Source organism: Bizionia paragorgiae, from assembly GCF_900107625.1.
In the GTDB taxonomy this organism is placed as follows: domain Bacteria; phylum Bacteroidota; class Bacteroidia; order Flavobacteriales; family Flavobacteriaceae; genus Bizionia; species Bizionia paragorgiae.
In genome coordinates this window covers 138631-162446 of the sequence record NZ_FNQK01000006.1, presented here as the reverse complement: position 1 = coordinate 162446, position 23816 = coordinate 138631, and the positions used below count along the sequence as shown (strand labels likewise).

Sequence of the window (23816 nt, the reverse complement as noted above, 5' to 3'; positions counted from 1 at the left end):
ATTCAAACCTTTATTTTATAAATTCTTTTTTCTTTTTTCTGCTTCAAAAATCTTATTTTTGTTGAAAACGTAATTATATGCTGAACGTAGGAGTGTTAGGTGCTGGTCATCTAGGTAAAATTCATTTAAGACTACTTAATCAATCAGAAAAATACAACCTTGTAGGCTTCTATGATGCCAATGAGGAGAATGCTAAACGTATAGAAGCCGAATTAGGGTATACCTATTTTAGTACTATCGAAGCCTTAATTGATGCTGTGGATGTAGTCGATATTGTTACACCTACCCTATCTCACTTTGATTGTGCCAGACAAGCCATAGCCAAAGGAAAACATATCTTTATAGAAAAACCAATCACCAACACCGTTGAGGAAGCCGAGACATTACGAGCTCTAGTGGCCGAAAAAGGTGTTAAAGGACAGGTCGGTCATGTCGAGCGTTTTAATCCTGCATTTATTGCTGTTAAAGACATGCTCGATAAACCCATGTTTATAGAGTCGCACCGTTTAGCAGAGTTCAACCCTCGTGGTACCGATGTTCCTGTGGTATTGGATTTAATGATTCACGATATCGATGCGATATTAAGTGTTGTTAAATCTCAAGTAAAACACGTGTCTGCAAGTGGTGTATCGGTAATTAGTGATACGCCAGATATCGCCAATGCACGTATTGAATTTGTTAACGGCTGCGTAGCGAATTTAACCGCTAGTAGAATATCACTTAAAAATATGCGTAAAACACGCTTCTTTCAGCGTGATGCATATATATCGGTTGACTTTTTAGAAAAAAAATGTGAAGTAGTAAAAATGAAAGACGCACCAGAAAACCCTGGTGATTTCGATATGATTCTTCAAAATGCAGAAGGCATTAAAAAACAAATTTATTTTGATAATCCTGAGATCTCTGAAAACAATGCTATTTTAGACGAATTAGAATCGTTTGCAGAGGCTATTAATAACAATACTAAACCGGTAGTAACCCTTCACGATGGAACAGAAGCTTTACGTGTAGCAACCATGATAATCAATCAGTTTTAACAGATCTTAAACGTCTATATAAATTGAAATACTATCTAAGTGTATAACAAACAAATAATCTTAATTACATTTCTTATAAAAGAAATACTAAATATATTTTAATGAAAAACATAGCAGTAATTGGAGCAGGAACAATGGGAAATGGAATTGCCCACACGTTTGCTCAATCCGGATACCAAGTAAATCTTATAGATATTAGTGAAGCCTCTTTAGAGCGTGGTGTAAATACCATCACTAAAAATTTAGACAGAATGCTTGCCAAGGAAAAAATTTCTGAAGCTGATAAAGCAGCTACTTTAAATAATATCACAACGTTTACAGTCCTTGCCGACGGTGTTAAAAACACAGATTTAGTGGTTGAAGCGGCTACAGAAAACATCGACTTAAAACTAAGCATCTTTAAGCAATTAGACGAAATGTGTGCTAAAGACACCATTTTAGCGACTAACACCTCTTCGATTTCTATTACACAAATTGGAGCCGTAACTTCTCGCCCAGAGCAAGTTATTGGTATGCACTTTATGAACCCAGTGCCAATTATGAAATTAGTAGAAATTATTCGTGGCTACAATACAACAGACGCCGTAACATCTACCATAATGGACCTATCTAAAAAGTTAGGTAAAATCCCTACCGAGGTTAACGATTACCCTGGGTTTGTTGCCAATAGAATTTTAATGCCTATGCTTAACGAGTCTATCGAAACCCTATACAACGGTGTTGCAGGAGTTGAAGAAATAGATACCGTAATGAAATTAGGAATGGCTCACCCAATGGGGCCTTTACAGTTAGCCGATTTTATCGGGTTAGACGTGTGTTTGTCTATATTAAACGTGATGTACGACGGCTTTAAAAACCCTAAATACGCTCCGTGTCCGTTATTAGTAAATATGGTAAGAGCAGGAAAACTAGGTGTTAAATCTGGTGAAGGTTTCTACGATTATTCAGAAAGTAGAAAAGCTGAAAAAGTAGCAGCGCAATTTTCAAAATAACATTTAAAAATGTATTCAGAATTCGCATGAAACTAAAGCAAACTATTAGTTTTATGCGAATTCATTATTCTTAATCCTTTTGTATGTCTAAAATCATTCCCTTTAAAGCCGTCCGCCCTACCAGAGACAAAGTCAGTTTGGTAGCGTCGCGGTCGTACCAGAGTTATACGCAAGCAGAACGCGAAGGGCGATTAGATTACAATCCGTATTCTTTTCTCCATATTGTTAACCCTGGCTATAAATACGATAAGGAAATATCGGGAGTAGCACGCTATCAATTGGTTAAAAATAGATACCTGGAATTTAAAGAGGAAGGTGTTTTTGTTCAAGATGAAACCCCTTGTTTTTATATTTATAAAATTATAGACCGCAAAAACCAAGAGTTTAACGGTATTGTTGCTGCGGCTAGTGTAGAAGACTACATTTCCGATGTCATAAAAAAACATGAAGACACCATTTCTAGTCGGGAGGTTGTCTTTAAGGATTATTTAAAGACTGTAGGTTTCAATGCCGAACCCGTTTTGTTAACCTATCCGGATAACGATGTGATTTCTAGCATTATTAAAAAAGAACAGGAACACAGAGCCGAGTATGAGTTTACAACAACCTTTCGCGATACCCACTACCTTTGGAAAATAGAATCGGAAGATGATGTACAAGCGATTACTGATGCCTTTACTGAAATTGACACGCTTTATATAGCCGACGGTCACCACCGATCGTCGTCGTCGCATCTATTATACCAAGATCTAAAGTCAAATAATAGCAAACACAAAGGTACCGAGTCCTATAATTATTTTATGGCTTATTTAATTCCTGAATCCGAGTTGCGAATTCACGAGTTTAACAGACTTATTACCGACCTTAACGGATTAACAAAGGAGGAGTTTTTAATACAATTAGATACGCTTTATAGGATTGAAAATCGCGGTGCAATCCCATATAAACCGTCGCAAAAACATCATTTTAGTATGTATTTAGATGGTGAATTCTATTCGTTATACCTCCGAAAAACGGGTTATGCGTTTAAGACTTCACTAGACGCACTAGATGCCCAAGTACTATATTCAACCATTCTAAATCCTATTTTAGGAATTGAAGATTTACGAAACGATAGTCGCATAAATTATATTAGTGGCATTAAAGAAGTGGTTAATATGAAAAGTAAAGTCGATAGTGGCGATTATAAAGTCGGCTTTGGTATGGTTCCTGTAGCTATGAATGAACTAAAAACTATCGCCGATGACGGTTTAAAAATGCCGCCTAAAAGCACGTATATAGAACCTAAATTACGCAACGGAATCACGATTTACGAGTTTTAATAACGATTAATATTAAGTCCTAATAATAAAATTACAATGAGCATAACATCACAATTACACGCTATTAAATCTGCTTTACCAGAGCAGGTCACTTTAGTCGCAGTTTCTAAGACCAAACCTGTTAGTGATCTTATGGAAGCTTACAACGCTGGTCAGCGTATTTTTGGAGAGAATAAAATTCAAGAGATGTGCGACAAGTACGAACAGATGCCAAAAGATATACAATGGCATATGATAGGACACGTACAACGCAATAAAGTGAAATATATGGCGCCTTTTGTAAGTCTTATTCATGGTGTCGACAACTTTAAATTATTAAAGGAAATTAATAAACAAGCGAAAGCTAACAACCGTACTATTCCCTGTCTTTTACAAATAAAAATTGCCGAGGAAACATCTAAATTCGGTATGACTATAGACGAGGCTAAAGCGATTTTGCAATCGGAAGACTTTGCGGCATTACAGCACATAAAAATTACGGGTGTAATGGGTATGGCAACCTTTACAGATAATACTACCCAGGTTGAGAATGAATTCAAAACCCTTAAACAAGCATTTAGTCAGCTCGAATTACTACAACCGGAAAACGCCGCCTTCAAAACCATATCTATGGGAATGAGTGGCGACTACAAATTAGCAATCACTTGTGGGAGCACTATGATTCGCGTAGGAAGTAGTATCTTTGGCGAAAGAAATTATAACGCTTAATAACCCCTTAAATTAATAGCATATTTACACAATAGTAGACATAGAGACGACCGGTGGGAAGTATAATGAAGAAGGTATAACCGAAATAGCTATCTATAAATACGATGGCCATGAAGTGGTAGACCAATTTATTAGTTTAGTTAACCCAGAGCGCGAGATACAACCCTTTGTAGTCAATCTCACAGGTATAAACAGTAATATGCTGCGTAATGCCCCTAAATTTTACGAAATCGCCAAACGCGTAGTAGAAATTACGGAAGGCTCAATTTTGGTGGCCCATAATGCAAAATTCGATTACCGTATTCTGCGAACAGAATTTAGTCGTTTAGGCTTCGAATTCGAAAGAGAAACACTCTGTACCGTTCAATTGTCTAAAGATTTAATTCCAGATCTCCCGTCTTATAGTTTAGGTAAACTAGTGCGTTCCCTAGGAATTCCGGTAACCGATAGGCACCGAGCTTCTGGAGATGCTTTAGCTACCGTAAAATTATTTAAGTTATTAATAGATAAGGATACCAATAAAAACATCATTCAAAACTCTATTCGCAAGGAGCCTAAGCTTCAGCTAGAGCCAAAACTTGTTGACCTTATTGCAAAAACACCTTCTATTACAGGCGTGTATTACATTCATAATGCCGAAGGAACTATACTCTATATTGGAAAAAGTAAAAATATAAAAAAACGCATTAATCAGCATTTTACAGGTACCGACACCAAGTCTAAAAAAATACAATTACAAGTCGCCGATGTTACCTACGAGGCCACCGGCAGTGAGCTCGTAGCCCTACTAAAGGAAAGTGAAGAAATAAAGCGCGTAAAACCTAAGTTTAACCGCTCTTTACGTCGCTCGTTATTTACAAGTGCCCTACATAGTTTTGTAGACGATAAAGGCTATATTAACCTTAGTATAGAAAAAGCCGATGGCCGTAGAAAAGCAATAACAACTTTTAGCAACAGGCAAAGTGCAAAAGCGTTTATGTTTAAGGTGGTAGAAGACTTTAATCTATGCCAGAAGCTTACCGGTTTATATAAAACTAAAAGCAGCTGTTTTAATTACGATATTAAATCGTGTAATGGCGCTTGTATAGGTGAAGAAGACCCCGAATTATATAACCATCGCGTAAACGAACTCATAAAAAAATACAGCTATAATAACCAAAACATGGTCATTATAGATCGCGGTCGTGATATCGATGAACGCAGTGCTATTCTCATAGAAAATGGTATCTTTCAAGGGCTGGGCTTTTTCAATTTAAATTATCAGGTAAACAATCTCGCTATTTTAAAAACGATTATTACCCCCATGCAGAATAACAAAGATTCTCAGCATATTATTCAAAGTTACCTAAGACGTAACAAGAAATTAAAAATTGTAAATTTAGATACACCAGAAGAAAATAATTAAATTTCTGTATTTTGTAAGTTATGGACAATACCCCTTTACCTGACAATAATAAGAAATGGAAGTTAAAACTCCATGAAATAATTTACGAAGCAGATACTCCTAACGGTAAATTATTCGATATACTCTTATTAATTTTAATTCTTGCCAGTATACTTTTAGTCATGCTGGAAAGTGTTAAAGAGATCGATTTACAATATCACTTTTGGTTAAATGTAGGCGAATGGATCGTTACCATATTATTTACCATAGAATATATCGCCCGAATTATATCGGTAAAAAAACCCTGGCGTTACATATTTAGTTTCTATGGTATTATCGATTTATTATCGACCTTACCAAAATACTTATCATTAATATTAGTTGGTACCCACGCCCTTGTAGCCATAAGAGCACTGCGCTTACTGCGAATTTTTAGAATCCTAAAACTCGCTCGTTATCTAGGTGCATCTAATCAGTTAACCTCCGCTATAAAGGCCAGTCGTGCTAAAATTCTAGTATTCATTTTTACTGTGGTCATTATAGCAACAATTTTTGGTACAATAATGTACTTAGTTGAAGGTGAAGAAAATGGGTTTAGTAGTATTCCGAGAAGTGTGTACTGGGCCATTGTAACGCTAACCACGGTGGGTTATGGAGACATTGCCCCTCAAACAGCATTGGGTCAGCTCATATCGACCGTTATTATGATCTTAGGTTATGGTATTATTGCCGTTCCTACAGGAATCATTTCGGCAGAGTATTCGAGAAGTACCACTACCGACGAGCACCCTAAAAAGGGTGTAGCTAACCACAACCAGGACCACGTGCCTTTAAACACACTATCCTGTCAAAGTTGCCTGGCAGATAAACACAAAGATAAAGCCGAGTATTGCTATAACTGCGGACACCCTTTATTTATAGAGAAAGATTAGGGCGTTTCTTTAATAGCTTAGGGCTATTAAAGTCAGGCTATACGCTATATCTTTTTTATACTTAAAAAAGGATGCCGCTACTATCCTTAACGCGAAATAAACCATTAGTACAAGACCTTTTAAATTGAAAACAGAACACAAATACCTTCTCTCTATTGTTGGCCCTACAGCCATAGGAAAAACGAGTTTAAGCATCCGCTTAGCCAATCATTTCCAAACCGAAATTATTTCAGCCGATTCGAGACAGTTTTTTAAAGAGATGCAAATAGGTACTGCATCGCCTAGCCCTTCTGAGCTTGACGCTGCACCCCATCATTTTATTCAGCACAAATCGATTCTAGAAGATTACAACGTCGGTGCTTTCGAAAAAGACGCTATACAGACCTTAAACACCTTATTTAAAACGCAGGACTACGTGGTTATGGTTGGTGGTTCTGGTTTGTATGTCGATGCCGTTACTAAAGGATTAGACTATTTTCCTGAAGTCGATAAAAGCATTCGAGAAACACTAAATAAAAAACTAGAAGACCACGGTTTAGAATCCCTACAAGACCAATTAAAAACAGTAGACCTAGCATCATATAACACCATAGCCCTTCAAAACCCACAACGTGTTATTCGCGCCCTAGAAATCTGTATCGGATCAGGAAAACCCTATTCGTCCTTTTTAAATAAAGACAAAAATAACCGACCGTTTAAAACTATTAGTATTGGCTTAACAGCAGAACGATCCATTATATACGATCGCATCAATAAACGCGTAGATATGATGATGGATATGGGGCAACTTGAAGAGGTCAAGTCACTTTTAAAATACAAAGATTTAAATGCTTTAAACACGGTGGGCTATAAAGAGTTATTTAAATACCTCGATGGCGAATGGCCTTTAGACTTTGCCATTTCAGAAATTAAAAAAAACACACGCCGTTTCGCTAAACGACAACTCACCTGGTTTAAAAGAAATCCAAACACGCTTTGGTTTGATTACAATGCCGATTTTGAAACAATAATTCAAGGGATTAAAAATAAAATATAGTACCTTGAAGTATCACTCAGCAAAACCATCCTATTTATGAAAGAAAGGCTATTATATATTTTAAGAAGTATTTATAACCTAAAAGATAAAATCGCATTTTTTCCAACCCTTATCGCTTTTGCAGGGAGTGCTTTTGCTTACCTCATGTTCTACTTAGAGAGCCTAGGCATTTCTAAATATTTACTAGAAATCCTTCCAGACTTGGTTATCAATAACACCGACACGGCGCGTACACTACTAACAACCATTATAGCGGGGTCTATCTCTATTATGGTATTTAGTTTTTCGATGGTTATGGTGCTTTTAAACCAAGCCTCTAGCAATTTCTCACCGCGTTTATTGCCAGGGTTAATCTCGAACAGACGACATCAAGTAATATTAGGAATTTATGTCGCAACCATACTCTACTGTATATTCACCTTAATTTCTATTAGACCAAGTGGTAACGAATACCAACTTCCTGGTTTCTCCGTTCTTTTAGCCATTGTGTTTATGGTTATTTCCTTAGGTTCGTTTATCTATTTTATCCACTCGATTTCTCAATCCATTCAAATTAATAATATAATGGATAAAATATTCAGAAAATCGAGCACAAGATTGATACATCTTTTAGATTGTGAGAAAGATAATAATTTACCATTTAAATCTTCTAATAATTGGCATAGTTATCAAGCGACCAAAACAGGGTACCTTCAACATATATCGCTAGAGAACATTGCTGAAGTAGCTAAATCACACGATTGTAAAATAGAGGTTATCCCTACCAAAGGATCTTTTATACTAGAAAAAGACACCTTATTTAAAACAGAAAAGCCTTTAGATAAAGACATCCTCGAAGGCCTGTCTACAAATTTCGACTTTGCAAAAAGTGAGCTTATAGAAGATAATTATGTATTGGCTTTTAAACAATTAACGGAGATCGCAGTGAAAGCCATGTCACCAGGTATTAACGACCCTGGGACGGCCTTAAATGCAATTGATTACCTATCTCAGCTGTATGCCTTACGACTTAAAAAGAATGACATTAGCTATACCTATATTGATAATACACCTTGGGTTCTTATCGCTACAGTAAATTTTAGCACCTTAATGTATGACACCATGGCCCCTTTAAGAACATACTGTAAACATGACGTTATCATTGTTAAGCGGCTATTAACGATGTTAAATCACTTAAAAAATCTGAGTACAAACAGCATCTATTTAAAAAGTATTGATGAGGAAATTGAAAATCTAAAAGAAGACGCTTTAAGAGCAATAACAAACGAACGGGACTTTGAGTATATTGAAACTGAAAACTTTAATATATAAAAAAAGCCAGCTCGAAAGCTGGTTTTTTTTGTATTTGGAATTGTATTTTACTATTCAGGATTTACGACTAATCTAAATCCTTCACCGTGAATATTTAAGATTTCCACTTTATCATCCACTTTTAGGTATTTACGCAATTTTGCAATATAAACATCCATACTTCTAGACGTGAAATAGTTATCGTCTCTCCATATTTTTGTCAATGCTAATTCTCTTGGCATTAAATCATTTTCGTGCAATGCTAATAAGCGTAACAATTCGTTTTCTTTTGGCGACAACTTTACAGGCTCTCCTCCTTTATATTTTAAGAATCGCAGTTTAGAATTTAATTCAAAACCTCCAATTTTAAACTCAAATTGTTTACTATCGGCAACTGTTTCAGTCGCTTTACGTTGCATTATGGCCTTGATTTTCATAAGCAACACTTCACTATCAAAAGGTTTATTTAAGTAGTCATCCGCTCCTACTTTATAGCCTTTTAAAACATCTTCCTTCATTGCTTTAGCCGTTAGGAACACGATAGGAATATCAGAATTTTTCTCTCTAATTTCTTTCGCTAATGTAAAACCATCTTTGTACGGCATCATAACATCTAAAATACATAGATCGTAATCGTCCTTTTTAAATTTTTCAAAACCTTCCATACCATTTTTAGCGTGAACGACTTCGTAATCATTCATCATTAAATAATCTTTTAATACGGTACCGAAGTTTGGATCGTCCTCTACTAATAATATTTTCTTTTGTTGTTCTTCCATAACTTTATGATATTAGCGGAAGCTTTATTATAAAAGTACTTCCTTTTTCTTTTTCACTTTCAACTGATATATGACCCTCGTGGTCTTCTACTATTCTCTTTACGTAAGCCAAACCTAAACCATGTCCTTTTACATTGTGAATATTACCGGTATGCTCACGGTAAAATTTTTCAAACACACGCTTTTGTGCTACCTTACTCATCCCACTACCGTGGTCTTTAATTTTTACTATTATGTTGTTACCAACATTTTCTGTTTCAACATGAATTTTCGGCGCTTCGGGAGAATACTTTACTGCATTATCCAAAACATTAACCAGCACATTAGTAAAATGTGTTTCGTTGGCCAAAACAGAAGATTTAATTGCTTTTAAATCGGTTTCAATAAACCCTCCACGATCTTCTACAATTAATTCAATATGCGAAATAGCATCCTCTATTAGGTCATGCAATTGCACTCTATCTTTACTAATATTCAACTCATTCTTTTCAAGCTTAGAGATACGCAATACATTTTCTACTTGAGCGTGCATACGCTTATTTTCTTCTCTAATCATGGTAAGATAACGCAGCACCTTTTCCTGATCGTTTATAATTTTAGGATTCCTTATAGAATCTAATGCTAAATTTATAGTGGCGATAGGTGTTTTAAATTCATGCGTCATATTATTAATGAAATCTGTTTTAATCTCAGAAATCTGACGTTGCTTAACTAACTGGAATATAGCGCCTCCATAAGTTAATATAATTATTAATGTAAACACCACCGAAAGTAAAATCATTCCTATTAAAGTAGAAAATATAAATTTCTGCTGTTCAGGGAAATTGATTAATAATTTATAGTTGTTGGTATCCTTTTCATTATAAAAAATAGGAATCCCAATAGTTTCTAATCCTTGAAGCTCAAAATTTTCAGTCTGAATTTTTGTTGCTAACCCATTACTATAAATAGCGAATTCATAATCAATATCAATATCATCTTGCATTAAACGCAGCTTTAAAAGCTTGTTTATTTGCTCTACCGATACCCTTTTGTGAATTGGACGTCTATACGCCGTATTGTTGTAGTGTGTTTCGTAAACTAAATCGGCGGTTCTACTAATATCACCAAACTGAATGACTTCTACATTCTCCTTTCCATCGATATTATTAGACTTATAAACTTTAGTTTCATTCTCGTTTATAATACGTTTGATGCTTGTGCTATCTAAACCAATATCAAAGAGCGATGAGGATAATTTATAATTTTCTTCTAAAATACCATTTCTGTAAACGAGCGTTTCATTTGTACTTTCATCGTACTGCTTAATGTATAAATTTGAAATAGAGGTGGTATCAATATTAACTAGCTCCCCTTTGTCAATAAGACGACGTAGCTTTAATATATGGTCTTTATACTCCTCTTTCTCAATTTTATTGGTCACAAAACGTAACGCCTTCTTGACGTTAAATTTAAATTGATCCTCTTCATTTTTAACAGAATTACTTATATAGTAGCTCTGAACAAAGATTATCCCCCCTAGGGATAAGCTCATTAAAATGATTAATACAAGAAAAATTTTCTTCCTCATTATTCAAAATTAACATTTTAACAATGAGTAATCATACCATTTAACCTTACATTAACACAATTTTTAACCTCGGCTTACTTACTTAAGTTTCAGTAACTTTGCGTGAATTTCCGACACTTGCAGACGCGTGTCGTCTAGATTTAGATTCTCGATAACGTAATGAGAACGTTTAATTTTCTCTGAATCTGACCATTGATTTTTCATAATGGCTTTTATTTTTTCTTCGCTAGTATCATCGCGTTGCAATACACGCTCTATTTTTATAGCTTCTGGTGCGTGTACTGTAATGATACAGTCATAATGTTTATAACTACCATTTTCGAAAATAATAGCAGCCTCCTTAATAACATAAGGAGCGTTTTGTTCCGCTTTCCAAATTTCGAAATGAGCACCGACTTCAGGATGTACAATGGCATTCATTTGCTCCAAAAGTGCTTTGTCATTAAAAATGGCCTTTGCGAGAAAAGGTCTATTTAATGCATTATCTATATAGGCTTCCTCTCCAAATAGTGCCGTTAACTTTTGCTTAATAACTACTGAATTCACCATTAATTTCTTAGCTTCATCATCGGCTATATAAATAGGCACGCCCAAGGCTGCAAACATTTTTGCTACTGTTGTTTTACCACTGCCTATCCCCCCTGTTAAAACTACTGTTTTCATTGTGTAATAATAAATTCTACTTTTTCGTGATGCAATCGTACTGTTTTAGCTTTTTCACTCACTTTAGTAAGCTTAGGCGTTAAAAAAGTACTGTTTTCTTTAAGGTCTGCATAATTACAAACAATTCGAAAGTCCGTTTTCTTGATAGCATTAAAATTTTCTAGACTCGTATAGTAGGTTATAATAATACTTTTAGGAAAATATTTTAAGGTCTTATGTTTTGGCACATTAATCACCTCTACAGGTATCTCTTTAGTGCCTTCTGTAAACTTTTTCACGTCTAATGATAAACCCACAGCCTTCTCAGACACTTTTATTTTTGGGTGTATAGAGTCCAAATTTAGTGGTAATAGCTCGCTATAACGCTTATTTAAATCCTTCAGTTCTAATTTTCGTGTTTTTACATACGCTATCTTCTTCAATAAAGACTCCGGCCCAATGAGCTTAATAGAGTCTGGATTGGTGGCTACTGTTTCCATAATATCATAACCCGGGCTAAAAGACAGCTTTATTTGAGGTTGAACTGGTACATACTTAACCGCATTTTCATCGTAAAAAAAGATTAGTTGTTCAGGGTTTACACTTTCAAGAGCAATCTCCTTACTAAATTGTTCATTGATATTAGAAAACCCTTGTGCTCGACTCCATACATAAGTAGAATCTACTTTAGTCACATCGGTTTTAAAATCGACCATAATTTGTGGCGGGTTTAAATAGTACTTAAGCCACTTAAAACCCTGTGCTTTTAATGTCACGTTTAGCTGATGCGATGAATCGTTTAAAATAATAATCTCTTCAGGGATATTTTTAGGCACTACTGTAAAAACAAGAGTATTAGTATAGGTTTTAGACAATTTAGTCAATACTAAAATGGCAAATGCTAAAACAAAAAACAGAAAGAAAATATTAATTTTCCTCGATTGTATAGCGGTTAGTATTTTTGACTTTATTGTGGACATTATTTCGTTTTAAAGAATAGTTTTGGAAAGGCGTCTTCCGGTGCCTTGTTACCAAATATTAAGGTAAGTGTCGATAGTATAAAACCATATCCATATCCAAAAAACTGAATACTTGTCGCCAATAAGGCTTGCACTCCTATAATAACGCTATTATTCTGAATACTAGCAGACACTAAAACGGCAGTATAGTATAAACCAATACAATAAATAGGCCATAATACTCCAAAGATAGCAAGTATAATGGCTAATACTACCGAACAAGAAAAAACAAAAGGAAACCAATAGGTTATTTTTTTTGTCTCTGGATGCCAATGATTCAAAATAGGTCTTACACGACCAAATTTATTGACTTGCGTATAAAATTTAGACCATGAAATACGGCGTTTATGAAATACATAAGCTTCGGGAATCAATTTAGTTTTAAAACCCTTAGACCATAATCGTATGGTTAAATCTGGATCTTCCCCGGGATGAATTCTTCCAAAACCTTGTGTTTCTTCAAATGCTTTTTTAGACAATCCCATATTAAAACTACGCGGTTGAAAGGTATCTACACTTTTTTTATGACCGCGAATACCTCCTGTCGTTAAAAAAGAGGTCATACTAAAGTTAATAGCCTTCTGAAGGTTCGTAAAGGATGGATGTGCCGCATCTGGTCCGCCAAAACAATCTACATAATCGTTTTTTAAACTGTAGTTAACGGCTTCTAAATAGTGTGATGGTAGTATGCAATCACTATCTAAAATAATAAAATAGTTGCCTTTGGCCCTTGACATTCCATAATTCCTAGAATCTCCAGGTCCTGAGTTCTCTTTATAAAAATAAGCCACATCTAACTGTGAAGCATAGCTTTCCACAATAGCCTTTGAGGACACTGTTGAGCCATCTTCAACGATCACAATTTCAAAATTAAAAGCGTTTTTTAATCCTACAAAACTATCTAATAATTCTCGTACTTCGTCTGGGCGGTTATACACCGGTATAATAAAAGAGTATACTAATTGCATACCACAAATGTAATTAAAATACGGTTTAGGCTCAACGAATAAAAAAGATACTTATTCAAAGACATACATTTAAATAGTATCAAAAAAAAAATCCCACTACCTAAGTAGTGGGATTTAAAATTATAACAATTAAAAGTTATTCTTTAATAATCTTAATCGTATTAGTCGCATTTTCAATCGTCACTTTCACAAAGTAAGCTCCAGATTGTAAGTTAGACATATCTACTTGACTGTTAACAGCGTTTGGTGCAACACGTAAAACTTCTTGTCCTAACATGTTTAACACTGTTACATTTTGAATATTTTTAACTCCTTTTAGAGTTAATGTATTCTCTACTGGGTTCGGATAGTAGCTAAATAAATTAGCACTATTAAACGAATCAGCAGATAAAGTTTGATCTACAACCACATTATCTAAACGTAATTGATTCATATTTGCATCAGAATACGCATGGAAACCAAAGTAGTATACTCCAGTAGTTGGTGCTGTGAAGGTCACGTTATCACTCTGTAAAGCTCCACCTGTAACTGTTGGGTAATCCGCTAAAATAGTTGTCATAGCTGCCGAAGTATTAGCAGTACCATAAGCTACTTTCATTTTCTCATCATAAGAACCAGAATTACCAAAATCGTAAGAAATATAATATTCCTGACCTGCTATTAAGTTAATAGCTTGAGTAAAGTACCAAGAATCTGCAGGGTTGGATAAATCGTAAGAATAACGCATGTGGTTGGTTGTAAAACCAGCTCCCATTAATGTTGAAGGCATCCATTCATTTCCTGTTCCTTCATTAATTATTGTACCACAAATTGTAGCTTCAAAATCTTCTAAGAATGGAACATCAAGAGGTGTTTGATCACATGCCGTAGAAAAATTAAAAGGTCCAACCCACGCACTTAGATCACCTGAATCACAAATAGCTTGAACATAAAAATCATAAGATGTACTAGCCGTTAATCCTGTTAATACATATGGATTTGTAGTTACTCCAGGAAGCACTGTACCTCCTGTACCTTGAGTAAACCCAACAGCACCATATTCTATGTTCCAAGATGACTCTGTACCGTTTGTCCATGATAAATCTACACTAACATCGGTTACATTTGTCACTCCTAACGCTGTAGGATCAGCACATAGTACTTCAGTAATATCTAAAGTATAAGTAGTGCTCTGAGGTGATGCATAAGTAGAAATAACAACATAGTATGTTGTACCAGCTGTAACAGCAACATCAAAATCATAATCTGCTGTACTACCTCCATTACCATAACCAGCAACGCAAGCAGTACCTATATCTGCACAATCTGTATACACAAACATTCCAGACCAAGAACTACCTAGTGCAGATAAAGCAATGTTAATAGTACCATCTGCAATCGCAGTATAAGAATACACGACATCGTCACCATTTAAATAAAAAGAAGTCGTGCCACAACCCGAAGCCCCAGGAGAACCAGAATAATCATCACCATAATTCGCTGTATCATCAGTTGTAGTATAAGGTAATGCCGTTACTTCGATAGCAGCCTCACAAACGGCTCCTGAAATAGCAGTTGTAAAAGGATAAGCTACAAAAACACTATAGTCTGTACCACAAACTGATCTTACATAAAAAATATAATTCGTATTTTCAGTTAAACTGCTAGCAGCATATGTTGTTACTGTTGTTGATGTACCTGCTGTAGGCGCTGGGTCGGTCGCTAATTGTAATGCGTATTCCCATTCTGTTTCAGATGCACCTGCAGACCATGATAAATCGGCTGTATCCATACCTATATTAGCTCCAGCTACATTCGCTGGTTCTACACAATTTGGTACTTCTCTAATTTGAACTTCATCCAAATAAATTCTAGCATCACCACTTCCGTAGTTACTCGTTCCGAAAAACTTAAGTTTAACAGTTGATGCGATACTTGATGTAATATCATAGGTTTTCTTAATCCAATCTACTTGACCTGTAAGTCCTGTTTCTAAAGCCGTATAGGTTGCTCCATTATCAGTTGAGATTAGAACGTCAAAATTTCCTCCTGTAGGATTTTTATACCAAAAGCTAAATTCTGCTGTAGGCAATACCGTTAAATCATAGGTTGGTGAAATTAATTCCGAAGTTCTTCCACTTGCGTTTAAGTAAGAATCAAATCTCATTCCTCTTCCTGAATACCCAGTATCAAAACTAGACCAATGATATGATGCGTTAGTAGTCGTCCCTTGAACTTCCCAACAATTTGGCTGACCTGTTGTAATCCCTTCGAAAGACTCTAACATAGGGAAAGTAGTAACGGCATCACACAACGTAGTAAAGCTATACGGTCCTACCCACGCACTAAGTTCTCCAGATCCACAATCTGCTTGAACATAATAGTCGTAAGTAGAACTTGGCATTAAACCTGTTAATGTATAAGGGTTTGATACTCCAGAAACATCTGTTCCTTCGGTAGTTGGATCAAATCCTATAGTGCCAAATTTCACATTCCAAATTGAAGCACTTCCATTCTCAATCCATTGTAAACCGGCAGTAGTAGTCGATTCATTAGAAGCTGTTAAGTCAGACGGTTGAGGACAAGCTATTACTTGAGAAATAGCGATGTCATCCAAATAAAAGTAGCTATCACCACTTTGCCATTCATTACGAATTCTAAATTTGAAATCTGAACCCGTTGGTAAATCTACTGAAGGTATTACCTCTAAATAGTCTGTGCAAGGCGTTGTTTCTGTTACAGCAAAAGAAGATAATAAAATCCAAGTAGCACCATCGTCTGTAGAATATTCAACATTAACAATATAATCAACAGCATTTGTACTATAAGGTGTCGCTAGCCATTGAAACTCTACGGTAGTATCTGTTCCATTCGAAATTCCCGGATAATTTGGAGACGTTAAACTTCCATCATTAGCAGATGAGTTGTACATATTGTCGGCAAGATTTCCTGTACCTTCACATAAGTATGATGCATTTGTACTCGTAAAGTAACTTTGTTGTGTCCAACCCGCGGGAAACCCCGAGTCTAGATTCTCTTCAATGAAGATTTGAGCGTTAGATTGCCATATACAAAAAATAAGCAATAGTAACGAATAAGTAATTTTTTTCATAATTTTTGGTAATTAGTTAATAATACACATTAGCTCACTAAATTAACCAAATTTTAACAATAAGCAAACAATACCACAAACTAATAGATATAAAACCAAAAAAACAGTTAAAGAAATAGAGCACTACACAAATAAATGAATTAAAAATTAACACTTTCGCAATCACATTTTAAAACAAAAAAAAGCCCTCAAATACTTCTGTACATGAGGACTCTTTGTTTATATAATTTACAGTTCTTACTGCCCTTTTTCGAAAGCTTCCATTACGGCATCACTAACTCCCATATTACTAAACCCACCATCGTGGAATAGATTTTGAAGCGTTACCTTTCGCGTTAAGTCACTAAATAAACTTACAGTATAATTTGCGCAATCTAAGGCCGAGGCGTTACCTAAAGGAGACATTTTATCGGCATAGCTAATAAAACCATCAAACCCTTTTACACCTTGACCAGCGGTAGTCGCTGTTGGCGATTGAGAAATAGTATTAACACGTACTTTATGATCACGTCCAAAAAAGTAACCAAAACTACGCGCTACACTTTCTAAATACGCTTTATTATCTGCCATATCATTATAATCTGGAAATACGCGTTGTGCTGCCATATATGTCAAAGCTACAATACTTCCCCACTCGTTCATAGCATCGTTTTTATATAAGGTTTGCATCACCTTATGAAAGGACATTGCAGAAACATCAGTTCCCTTTTGCGTCCAATCGTATTTTTGGTCGGTATAAGCCTTACCTTTTCTTACATTCACAGACATCCCAATAGAATGCAATACAAAATCAATTTTACCACCAAGTAACTCCATTGACTTCTCTACTAAGTTTTGCAAATCCTCTTCTGATGTCGCATCAGCCGGTATAATATGAGACCCTGTTTTTGCTGCCAACTGGTCTATTGTCCCCATACGCATTGCGATTGGCGCATTCGACAATACAAATACACCTCCCTCTTCGTGTACGCGTTCTGCAGTTTTCCAAGCAATAGAATTTTCATCTAAGGCTCCAAAAATAATTCCTCTTTTTCCTTTAAGTAAGTTGTAAGACATCCTATATATTCTTTAAATTATTTAATTGTATTAACTATTAACGTGATTAAGTAATTGTTTAGCGTGAGCCAATGCCGATTCTGACACCTCCGTTCCACCTAACATTTGTGCTATTTCGAACACCCTATCCTCATCGTTCAATTTAACCAAATTGGTTGTAGTAACCTCGTTCACATCCGCCTTATACACTTTAAAATGGGTGTGCCCCTTGGCTGCAATTTGTGGTAAATGCGTGATACTAAACACTTGCATCGTTACACTCATTTGAGCCATAATATCGGCCATTTTATTAGAAATTTCTCCTGAAACCCCCGTATCGATCTCGTCGAACATAATAGTTGGCAGATTTTCATATTGCGTTAAAACAGACTTGATAGCAAGCATAATACGAGATAACTCACCTCCAGAGGCTGCCTTTTTAAGCAAATTAAACTGTCCGCCCTTATTGGCAGAAAATAAAAATGACAGCTCTTCCCGACCATTGTTAAAATAGGTATCACTATAATTCAAAGTGATATTAAACTGCGCATTTGGCATACCTAAACTCGCTAAAATGGTCTCGAGTTCTTTTTTTAATTTTGGCACAACTGCCAATCGCTTTTTATGAACCTTCTCCGCGACTTGATCTAAGCGCGCTTGTACTTTTGAAATCTCTTGTTCTTTTTTATCAATATTAGCCTCTACATTTTCTGTATCGGCAACTTTTAAAGCCAAAGCCTCCCTTATGGTTATAAGCTCTGAAACTTCGTTTACAAAGTGTTTTTGAAATAAATTATTTAACAGCGTTAATTTCCCTTGCACTTCTTCCAATCGGTTTGGATCGGCATCCAATTGTTCCTGGAACGCTTCAACCTCACCAAAAATATCGTCTAAATCAATAAGGCTACTTGTAACACGTTCTGCCACTGGCTTGTACTTTGCTGCTAAGCCGGATAATTTAACCAAGGTGTTTTTTAATTCGGTAATTCGGGTTAAAACCCCCGCATTTTCCTCACTAAATAAAGCGTGAGCTAGTGTTAATTTTTCTTGGATTTGCTCAACATTACTTAGGCTTTCAAACTCTTCCTCCAAGGCTTCGAACTCTCCCTCTTTTAATTTAGCATCCACTAATTCCTTTAATAAAAAGGAATTGTATTCGTGTTCTTTAATGGCTTCAGATTGAAACTCTTTTAGCTTAACAAGTTCTTTTTTTAATTTTTTATAGTCAGAAAGTTTTTCGCGATAGGTCTTTAACTCTTTAGAATTTTCAGCTAAAGCATCAATAACTTGAAATTGAAAGGCATCATCTACAAGTTGAAGTGTTTCGTTTTGGGAATGTATATCGATTAAATGACTCCCTAAAACCTGTAAAACACCTAAGTTTACAGGAGAATCATTTATAAAAGCTCGTGATTTCCCTGAGGGCAATATCTCACGTCTTATAATGGTTAGCGGTTCAAAATCTAAGTCATTCGCGCTAAAAAGAGATTCTAGATTATAATTTTGAATATTAAACTGGGCCTCAATGATACATTTTTTAGCCGTATCCCGAAGACTAGATAAGTCGGCACGCTTTCCTAAAATTAAAGACAACCCTCCTAAAAGTATAGATTTCCCAGCCCCCGTTTCTCCGGTAATCGTTGTAAACCCGTTGTTAAAATCGACCTGTAAATGATCTATTAAAGCGTAATTTTTTATAGTAAGTGAGGATAACATATTTTATTTCAAGTTTAACCTATTAAAATGTGTTGTAAACGTAAAAAGATTAGCGACTCTTTTAGAATTTTATCGCTCTCCATTTATCAGAATGGGTTGGAGCTACTCGGTTTAAAACATCGACTAAATTAGAAATGTCTACTTTTGGCCCGTCTGAAAAGATCTGACCAATTTCTTCTGCTTTAGCATCAAAAAACACACGTGCTAAGTACGAGTTCGGTCGGCGACTATTCATATCTTTAAAGTAATTTAAAGCTGAAGCAATTTCAGATTTACCCTCTTTCGTATCGCTACTCATCTTATCCAAACCACGTCTGTGATAATTGTATAAAACCGTTCTAAAATCGGCAAACGTAGGCGATAAAATATTATCTATTAAGGCGTAGCGACTTTGCAAACCATCTTCTAATTTCCAGCCTTTAAAGGATTCTTGTTGGGAGAAATTTACAATACGTTGCGCTTGTTTAAAATAAGGATCACCACTATTCTTTTCGAAGGTTTCGGCATCCATACCCAATACCATGTACACGTGAAATGCAAGCACCGACACTAAGTTAGACTCGTACTGATTAGCATTATAAATTAAATTCTGAAACTCTGTATAAATAAAAGAAAACTCTTTATCGTTAATAGTATACACAGGAGTTGTATACGAGGATCCATAAACTGGACGGGAAGACTGCACTTGAACAGTTCCTGAGAAATTAGTCCCGTTATAACTCTTAATCGTAATTGCAATATTACAATCTATACGTTCTTGAGGTGCGAATTCTTTAGTTGTCCACTTCGTTTTAGAAATAAATTCCTGTAACTCATTTTCTAAGGTTTTAAAAACCTGTGAATTTTCGTTTCCTGTTAATTGCGCATTAACGGCTACATTACAATTTAATTCTTGGGCAGTACTAACAGTGACAGTAATACAAAGTAAGAAAAGAAGTATGAAGTTACGCATCTATTTTTTTAATTATGTCGTTTATTAAATCTACAGCGACTTCAGATTTTAATTTTAAATCGAATGCTGTAATCGTATTATCTTTTGCTATAAAGGTCACTTTATTAGTTTCCGATTTAAAACCAGCCCCTTTATCTTGTAACGAATTTAACACAATTAAATCTAAATTCTTCTTTTTTAATTTTCCTTTTGCGTTTTCTAATTCGTTCTCGGTCTCTAAAGCAAATCCCACTAAAAACTGTTTTGATTTTATTGCGCCTAAAGAGGCCAAAATATCCTTAGTTTTTACCAGATCTATAGATAACGTACTCGATTTCTTTTTTATTTTCTGAGTCGCCACATCTTTAGGCTTATAATCGGCGACTGCAGCAGATAATATGGCAATATCACAAGCGTCAAAATAAGTATGAGCAGCGTCGTACATCTCCTGAGCACTAACAACAGGAACAACATGAACTAGCGCATGATTTACTTTTTGTTGTGTAGGACCCGATATTAAAGTCACTTGCGCCCCCATATTGGCAGCAGCTTTAGCTATTTCAAAGCCCATTTTACCACTAGAATGATTACCAATAAATCGCACAGGATCGATAGCTTCATACGTCGGACCAGCAGTAATTAAAACCCGTTTATTTTTTAAAGGCAGTTGATTTAAGATATCCTGTTCCATAAAGGCCACGATATCTTCAGGTTCGGCCAAGCGTCCCTCTCCTACTAACCCACTAGCTAATTCACCAGAGGTTGCTGGAATCATGGTATTACCAAAAGTCTTTAGTTTATTAAACGTTTCCTTTGTGGAAGGGTGTTTATACATATCTAAATCCATAGCAGGAGCAAAATATACGGGACATTTTGCCGATAAATAGGTTGCCAATAATAAATTATCACAAATGCCATTAGACATTTTAGATAAGGTGTTGGCGGTTGCAGGAGCGATTATCATATAATCTGCCCACAATCCTAATTCGACGTGATTGTTCCACTCTGCATTCTCATCTTCTTCATTATAAAAAGAGGAATACACAGGGTTTTTAGATAAGGTAGATAAAGTAAGAGGTGTTACGAAGTCTTTAGAAGCAGGCGTCATGACCACTTGCACATTAGCGCCTGCCTTAATAAACCCTCTTACGAGTGAAGCTGTTTTATAAGCGGCTATACCAGCACTTATGCCTAACAGTATATTTTTGCCACTTAATATAGACATAGTAATTAGTCTTGGTTCTCTTCCTCGGTGTTTCTGTAATAGATCTTATTGTCTAACCATTCCTGCACGGCTAAAGCGTGTGGTTTTGGTAATTTTTCGTAAAACTTAGACACTTCAATCTGTTCTTTGTTTTCAAAAATCTCTTCTAAACTATCGTTATAAGTTGCAAACTCTTCCAACTTCTCGATTAATTCTTTCTTGATCTCAGAGTTAATTTGCTCTGCTCGTCTAGAAATAATAGAAATCGCTTCGTAGATATTATCTGTAGGCGCATCAATTTTATTTCTATTATAAGTAGTTGTACTTAATGGCGCATCAATCTTTTTTAAATCCATAGTTATATTAACTTTTAGTACTATAATTTTCTAATTCCTTTTCTATATCATTTAATTTATCTGTTGCCGCCTCTAGGAATTCTGAGTTAGCATAGTCTTTTTTAAATGATATATAATATTTTTTAGCTGCTTCTAAGCGTTCTTTTTTCTTGTATTCCACACTTTTCATAGCCAATTGGTATGCAGAATCGTATCTATAAAACAAAGCTTCTTCTCTAAATTCGGTACCTGGGAAATCAATAATAAAAGAATCGAAGGCTGCTATTGAAGCTTTATAATCTGAAATACGATTGTACTGCTTAGCAATTTCAAAAGCTTTTTTCTCCAACTTATAATCTAATTCTTTTACCATTTTATTAGCCTCTGAAAGGTACTGCGACTCTGGGAAAATATTTACAAATTCTTGTAATTTCTCTAAAGCTGTAATTGTTTCAGCCTGATCTTTGGAATAGACAGGAGATAATTCGTAATAACTTTTCGCACTTTTAAAAGTTGCTTCCTCTAACTTCTCACTATTTGGGTATGCCGATACGAAACGCTCAAAATGGTAACTCGATACATAAAAGTCTTCCATTTCATAAGAGGCACTTGCATTAAGAAACATTAACTTCTCTGCTTGAGGCTTCCCCCTATAGCTTGGTATAATTTGCTCGAATAACCTATTGGCTTTAGAGTATTTACCAGCATTATAAAGCTCTTCTCCTTTAGTGAATTTTAAGGCGATATCTTCAGACTTTAATGCTTTTTGGTACTCTGTACAAGAGCTAAACACTAAAAAGGTAATTAATATATAAAAAAGGTTCTTCATAATTTTTTAACAAGATGCAAAAATACACTATTTATATTGATTTTGAAAATATTTTTCTATGCGAAAATAAATGTTGAAATCAGATTATGCGATGGTTTAAGTTATAATTAACTAAATAAATTGATTTAAAAATGCCTTGATTTTTTCTTTGGAAGCATCGGTTGCCGGAACTAATGGTAATCTTACTGTTGCCTCACATAAATCTAAGACCTCTAAAACAGCCTTAATACCCGCAGGGTTGTTTTCTTCAAAAATGAGATTAATGACATCAAAAAGCTGATAATGTATAACGTATGCTTCTTCAGACTGCCCTTTTAGCCCTAATTGAATCATCTTAGAAAACGCTTTTGGTAATCCTTGAGCTATTACTGAAATTACTCCTGCCCCTCCTGCTAAGGTCACAGCTAAAGCAAGATCATCATCTCCAGAAATAACACTAAAGTTTTCAGGCTTATTTTGTAATAATTTATAATACTGACTCATATTACCCGCCGCTTCTTTTATCGCAACAATATTTTCAAAATCATTAGCTAGACGCAAAACAGTTTCTGGGCTCATATTCGAAGCCGTTCGCCCTGGTACATTATATAATATAACCGGTAAAGTACTCGCTTGTGATACTGCTTTAAAATGCTGATAAATTCCTTCTTGTGTTGGTTTACTATAAGCAGGAGAAACAGATAAAATTCCGGTAAACGGAGACAAATCGGTAGTTGAAATTTCTTCAACCACTTGCGCTGTATTATTACCACCTATACCTAAAACTAAAGGTAGTTTACCTGCATTAGCTTCTACAATTGTTTTTATAACACTTTGCTTTTCTGCTAGAGTCAAGGTAACACTCTCTCCGGTTGTTCCACTTATTACAATGTAATTAACCCCGTTATCAATATTGTAATTTACTATTTTTTTTAAGGCACTGTGATCTATAGTGCCATCATTTTTAAAGGGCGTAACTATCGCTATTCCTGTTCCTAGAAAAGGGTTATTCATTAT

21 protein-coding genes are annotated in these 23816 nt (G+C 35.3%); 8 read left to right on the top strand and 13 right to left on the bottom strand.

All coding sequences use genetic code 11. The annotated features are described in order from the left end of the window. The first annotated feature begins 77 nt into the window (after positions 1-77). From BLV64_RS06000 to BLV64_RS05965, 8 genes are all read left to right on the top strand, one after another. A complete protein-coding gene (locus BLV64_RS06000) occupies positions 78-1037 on the top strand; it encodes a Gfo/Idh/MocA family protein (RefSeq protein WP_092133291.1) in 960 nt (319 codons plus the stop codon). 101 nt (positions 1038-1138) lie between these two features. Beyond that, positions 1139-2029 (top strand): 3-hydroxyacyl-CoA dehydrogenase family protein, encoded by an 891-nt coding sequence (locus tag BLV64_RS05995; protein WP_092133290.1) that lies wholly within the window; start codon positions 1139-1141, stop codon positions 2027-2029. Positions 2030-2112: 83 nt separating this feature from the next. Further along, positions 2113-3351: a DUF1015 domain-containing protein gene (locus BLV64_RS05990; protein WP_092133289.1), complete on the top strand. Its 1239-nt coding sequence runs from the start codon at positions 2113-2115 to the stop codon at positions 3349-3351. Positions 3352-3387: 36 nt separating this feature from the next. After that, positions 3388-4059 carry a YggS family pyridoxal phosphate-dependent enzyme gene (locus BLV64_RS05985; RefSeq protein ID WP_092133288.1) on the top strand — a complete coding sequence of 224 codons (672 nt, stop codon included), beginning with the start codon at positions 3388-3390 and terminating at the stop codon, positions 4057-4059. A gap of 22 nt (positions 4060-4081) precedes the next feature. Further along, entirely contained in the window at positions 4082-5464 is a 1383-nt protein-coding gene (locus BLV64_RS05980) for an exonuclease domain-containing protein (RefSeq protein WP_092133287.1), read from the top strand. A 20-nt stretch (positions 5465-5484) separates the two neighbouring features. Then, positions 5485-6375 carry an ion transporter gene (locus BLV64_RS05975; protein ID WP_092133286.1) on the top strand — a complete coding sequence of 297 codons (891 nt, stop codon included), beginning with the start codon at positions 5485-5487 and terminating at the stop codon, positions 6373-6375. A 124-nt stretch (positions 6376-6499) separates the two neighbouring features. Next, complete coding sequence (miaA, locus tag BLV64_RS05970; protein WP_092133285.1) at positions 6500-7411, top strand: tRNA (adenosine(37)-N6)-dimethylallyltransferase MiaA; 912 nt, start codon at positions 6500-6502, stop codon at positions 7409-7411. Positions 7412-7447: 36 nt separating this feature from the next. Continuing rightward, positions 7448-8722: a DUF2254 domain-containing protein gene (locus tag BLV64_RS05965; protein WP_092133284.1), complete on the top strand. Its 1275-nt coding sequence runs from the start codon at positions 7448-7450 to the stop codon at positions 8720-8722. Positions 8723-8772: 50 nt separating this feature from the next. On the opposite strand, the gene BLV64_RS05960 is transcribed toward BLV64_RS05965, so the two are convergent. The 13 genes from BLV64_RS05960 to dapA all read right to left on the bottom strand — a co-directional run bounded on the left by BLV64_RS05960 (position 8773) and on the right by dapA (position 23813). Continuing rightward, positions 8773-9480: a response regulator transcription factor gene (locus BLV64_RS05960; RefSeq protein ID WP_092133283.1), complete on the bottom strand. Its 708-nt coding sequence runs from the start codon at positions 9478-9480 to the stop codon at positions 8773-8775. Positions 9481-9484: 4 nt separating this feature from the next. Further along, entirely contained in the window at positions 9485-11050 is a 1566-nt protein-coding gene (locus tag BLV64_RS05955; protein ID WP_092133282.1) for a sensor histidine kinase, read from the bottom strand. A gap of 78 nt (positions 11051-11128) precedes the next feature. Next, positions 11129-11713 (bottom strand): dephospho-CoA kinase, encoded by a 585-nt coding sequence (gene coaE / locus BLV64_RS05950; protein WP_092133281.1) that lies wholly within the window; start codon positions 11711-11713, stop codon positions 11129-11131. Further along, positions 11710-12672, bottom strand: a complete 963-nt coding sequence (locus tag BLV64_RS05945; RefSeq protein ID WP_092133280.1) for a CdaR family protein — start codon at positions 12670-12672, stop codon at positions 11710-11712. The genes coaE and BLV64_RS05945 overlap by 4 nt, the downstream gene beginning before the upstream one ends. After that, a complete protein-coding gene (locus tag BLV64_RS05940) occupies positions 12672-13679 on the bottom strand; it encodes a glycosyltransferase family 2 protein (protein WP_092133279.1) in 1008 nt (335 codons plus the stop codon). Before BLV64_RS05940 ends, BLV64_RS05945 begins: the two co-directional genes overlap by 1 nt. A gap of 136 nt (positions 13680-13815) precedes the next feature. Further along, positions 13816-16770 (bottom strand): fibronectin type III domain-containing protein, encoded by a 2955-nt coding sequence (locus BLV64_RS05935; protein WP_092133278.1) that lies wholly within the window; start codon positions 16768-16770, stop codon positions 13816-13818. Positions 16771-17007: 237 nt separating this feature from the next. Next, positions 17008-17826, bottom strand: coding sequence for an enoyl-ACP reductase FabI (locus BLV64_RS05930; RefSeq protein WP_092133277.1), 819 nt, complete (start codon positions 17824-17826; stop codon positions 17008-17010). 30 nt (positions 17827-17856) lie between these two features. After that, positions 17857-19521, bottom strand: a complete 1665-nt coding sequence (gene recN / locus BLV64_RS05925) for a DNA repair protein RecN (RefSeq protein WP_092133276.1) — start codon at positions 19519-19521, stop codon at positions 17857-17859. A gap of 61 nt (positions 19522-19582) precedes the next feature. Next, complete coding sequence (gene porD, locus BLV64_RS05920; protein WP_092133275.1) at positions 19583-20473, bottom strand: type IX secretion system protein PorD; 891 nt, start codon at positions 20471-20473, stop codon at positions 19583-19585. Further along, positions 20466-21677 carry a bifunctional phosphopantothenoylcysteine decarboxylase/phosphopantothenate--cysteine ligase CoaBC gene (gene coaBC / locus BLV64_RS05915; protein ID WP_092133274.1) on the bottom strand — a complete coding sequence of 404 codons (1212 nt, stop codon included), beginning with the start codon at positions 21675-21677 and terminating at the stop codon, positions 20466-20468. The genes porD and coaBC overlap by 8 nt, the downstream gene beginning before the upstream one ends. A gap of 5 nt (positions 21678-21682) precedes the next feature. Continuing rightward, positions 21683-22012, bottom strand: a complete 330-nt coding sequence (locus tag BLV64_RS05910; protein WP_092133273.1) for a DNA-directed RNA polymerase subunit omega — start codon at positions 22010-22012, stop codon at positions 21683-21685. Between the two features lie 7 nt (positions 22013-22019). After that, positions 22020-22820: an outer membrane protein assembly factor BamD gene (locus BLV64_RS05905; protein WP_092133272.1), complete on the bottom strand. Its 801-nt coding sequence runs from the start codon at positions 22818-22820 to the stop codon at positions 22020-22022. Positions 22821-22931: 111 nt separating this feature from the next. Beyond that, positions 22932-23813: a 4-hydroxy-tetrahydrodipicolinate synthase gene (dapA, locus tag BLV64_RS05900; protein ID WP_092133271.1), complete on the bottom strand. Its 882-nt coding sequence runs from the start codon at positions 23811-23813 to the stop codon at positions 22932-22934. Positions 23814-23816 lie beyond the last annotated feature (3 nt).

What these genes read in the sequence shown, in the direction of transcription:
- BLV64_RS06000 (WP_092133291.1), top strand. Translation starts at nt 78, where the DNA reads ATGCTGAACGTAGGAGTGTTAGGTGCTGGTCATCTAGGTAAAATTCAT.
- BLV64_RS05995 (WP_092133290.1), top strand. Translation starts at nt 1,139, where the DNA reads ATGAAAAACATAGCAGTAATTGGAGCAGGAACAATGGGAAATGGAATT.
- BLV64_RS05990 (WP_092133289.1), top strand. Translation starts at nt 2,113, where the DNA reads ATGTCTAAAATCATTCCCTTTAAAGCCGTCCGCCCTACCAGAGACAAA.
- BLV64_RS05985 (WP_092133288.1), top strand. Translation starts at nt 3,388, where the DNA reads ATGAGCATAACATCACAATTACACGCTATTAAATCTGCTTTACCAGAG.
- BLV64_RS05975 (WP_092133286.1), top strand. Translation starts at nt 5,485, where the DNA reads ATGGACAATACCCCTTTACCTGACAATAATAAGAAATGGAAGTTAAAA.
- BLV64_RS05965 (WP_092133284.1), top strand. Translation starts at nt 7,448, where the DNA reads ATGAAAGAAAGGCTATTATATATTTTAAGAAGTATTTATAACCTAAAA.
- BLV64_RS05960 (WP_092133283.1), bottom strand. Translation starts at nt 9,480, where the DNA reads ATGGAAGAACAACAAAAGAAAATATTATTAGTAGAGGACGATCCAAAC.
- BLV64_RS05955 (WP_092133282.1), bottom strand. Translation starts at nt 11,050, where the DNA reads ATGAGGAAGAAAATTTTTCTTGTATTAATCATTTTAATGAGCTTATCC.
- coaE (WP_092133281.1), bottom strand. Translation starts at nt 11,713, where the DNA reads ATGAAAACAGTAGTTTTAACAGGGGGGATAGGCAGTGGTAAAACAACA.
- BLV64_RS05945 (WP_092133280.1), bottom strand. Translation starts at nt 12,672, where the DNA reads ATGTCCACAATAAAGTCAAAAATACTAACCGCTATACAATCGAGGAAA.
- BLV64_RS05940 (WP_092133279.1), bottom strand. Translation starts at nt 13,679, where the DNA reads ATGCAATTAGTATACTCTTTTATTATACCGGTGTATAACCGCCCAGAC.
- BLV64_RS05935 (WP_092133278.1), bottom strand. Translation starts at nt 16,770, where the DNA reads ATGAAAAAAATTACTTATTCGTTACTATTGCTTATTTTTTGTATATGG.
- BLV64_RS05930 (WP_092133277.1), bottom strand. Translation starts at nt 17,826, where the DNA reads ATGTCTTACAACTTACTTAAAGGAAAAAGAGGAATTATTTTTGGAGCC.
- recN (WP_092133276.1), bottom strand. Translation starts at nt 19,521, where the DNA reads ATGTTATCCTCACTTACTATAAAAAATTACGCTTTAATAGATCATTTA.
- porD (WP_092133275.1), bottom strand. Translation starts at nt 20,473, where the DNA reads ATGCGTAACTTCATACTTCTTTTCTTACTTTGTATTACTGTCACTGTT.
- coaBC (WP_092133274.1), bottom strand. Translation starts at nt 21,677, where the DNA reads ATGTCTATATTAAGTGGCAAAAATATACTGTTAGGCATAAGTGCTGGT.
- BLV64_RS05910 (WP_092133273.1), bottom strand. Translation starts at nt 22,012, where the DNA reads ATGGATTTAAAAAAGATTGATGCGCCATTAAGTACAACTACTTATAAT.
- BLV64_RS05905 (WP_092133272.1), bottom strand. Translation starts at nt 22,820, where the DNA reads ATGAAGAACCTTTTTTATATATTAATTACCTTTTTAGTGTTTAGCTCT.
- dapA (WP_092133271.1), bottom strand. Translation starts at nt 23,813, where the DNA reads ATGAATAACCCTTTTCTAGGAACAGGAATAGCGATAGTTACGCCCTTT.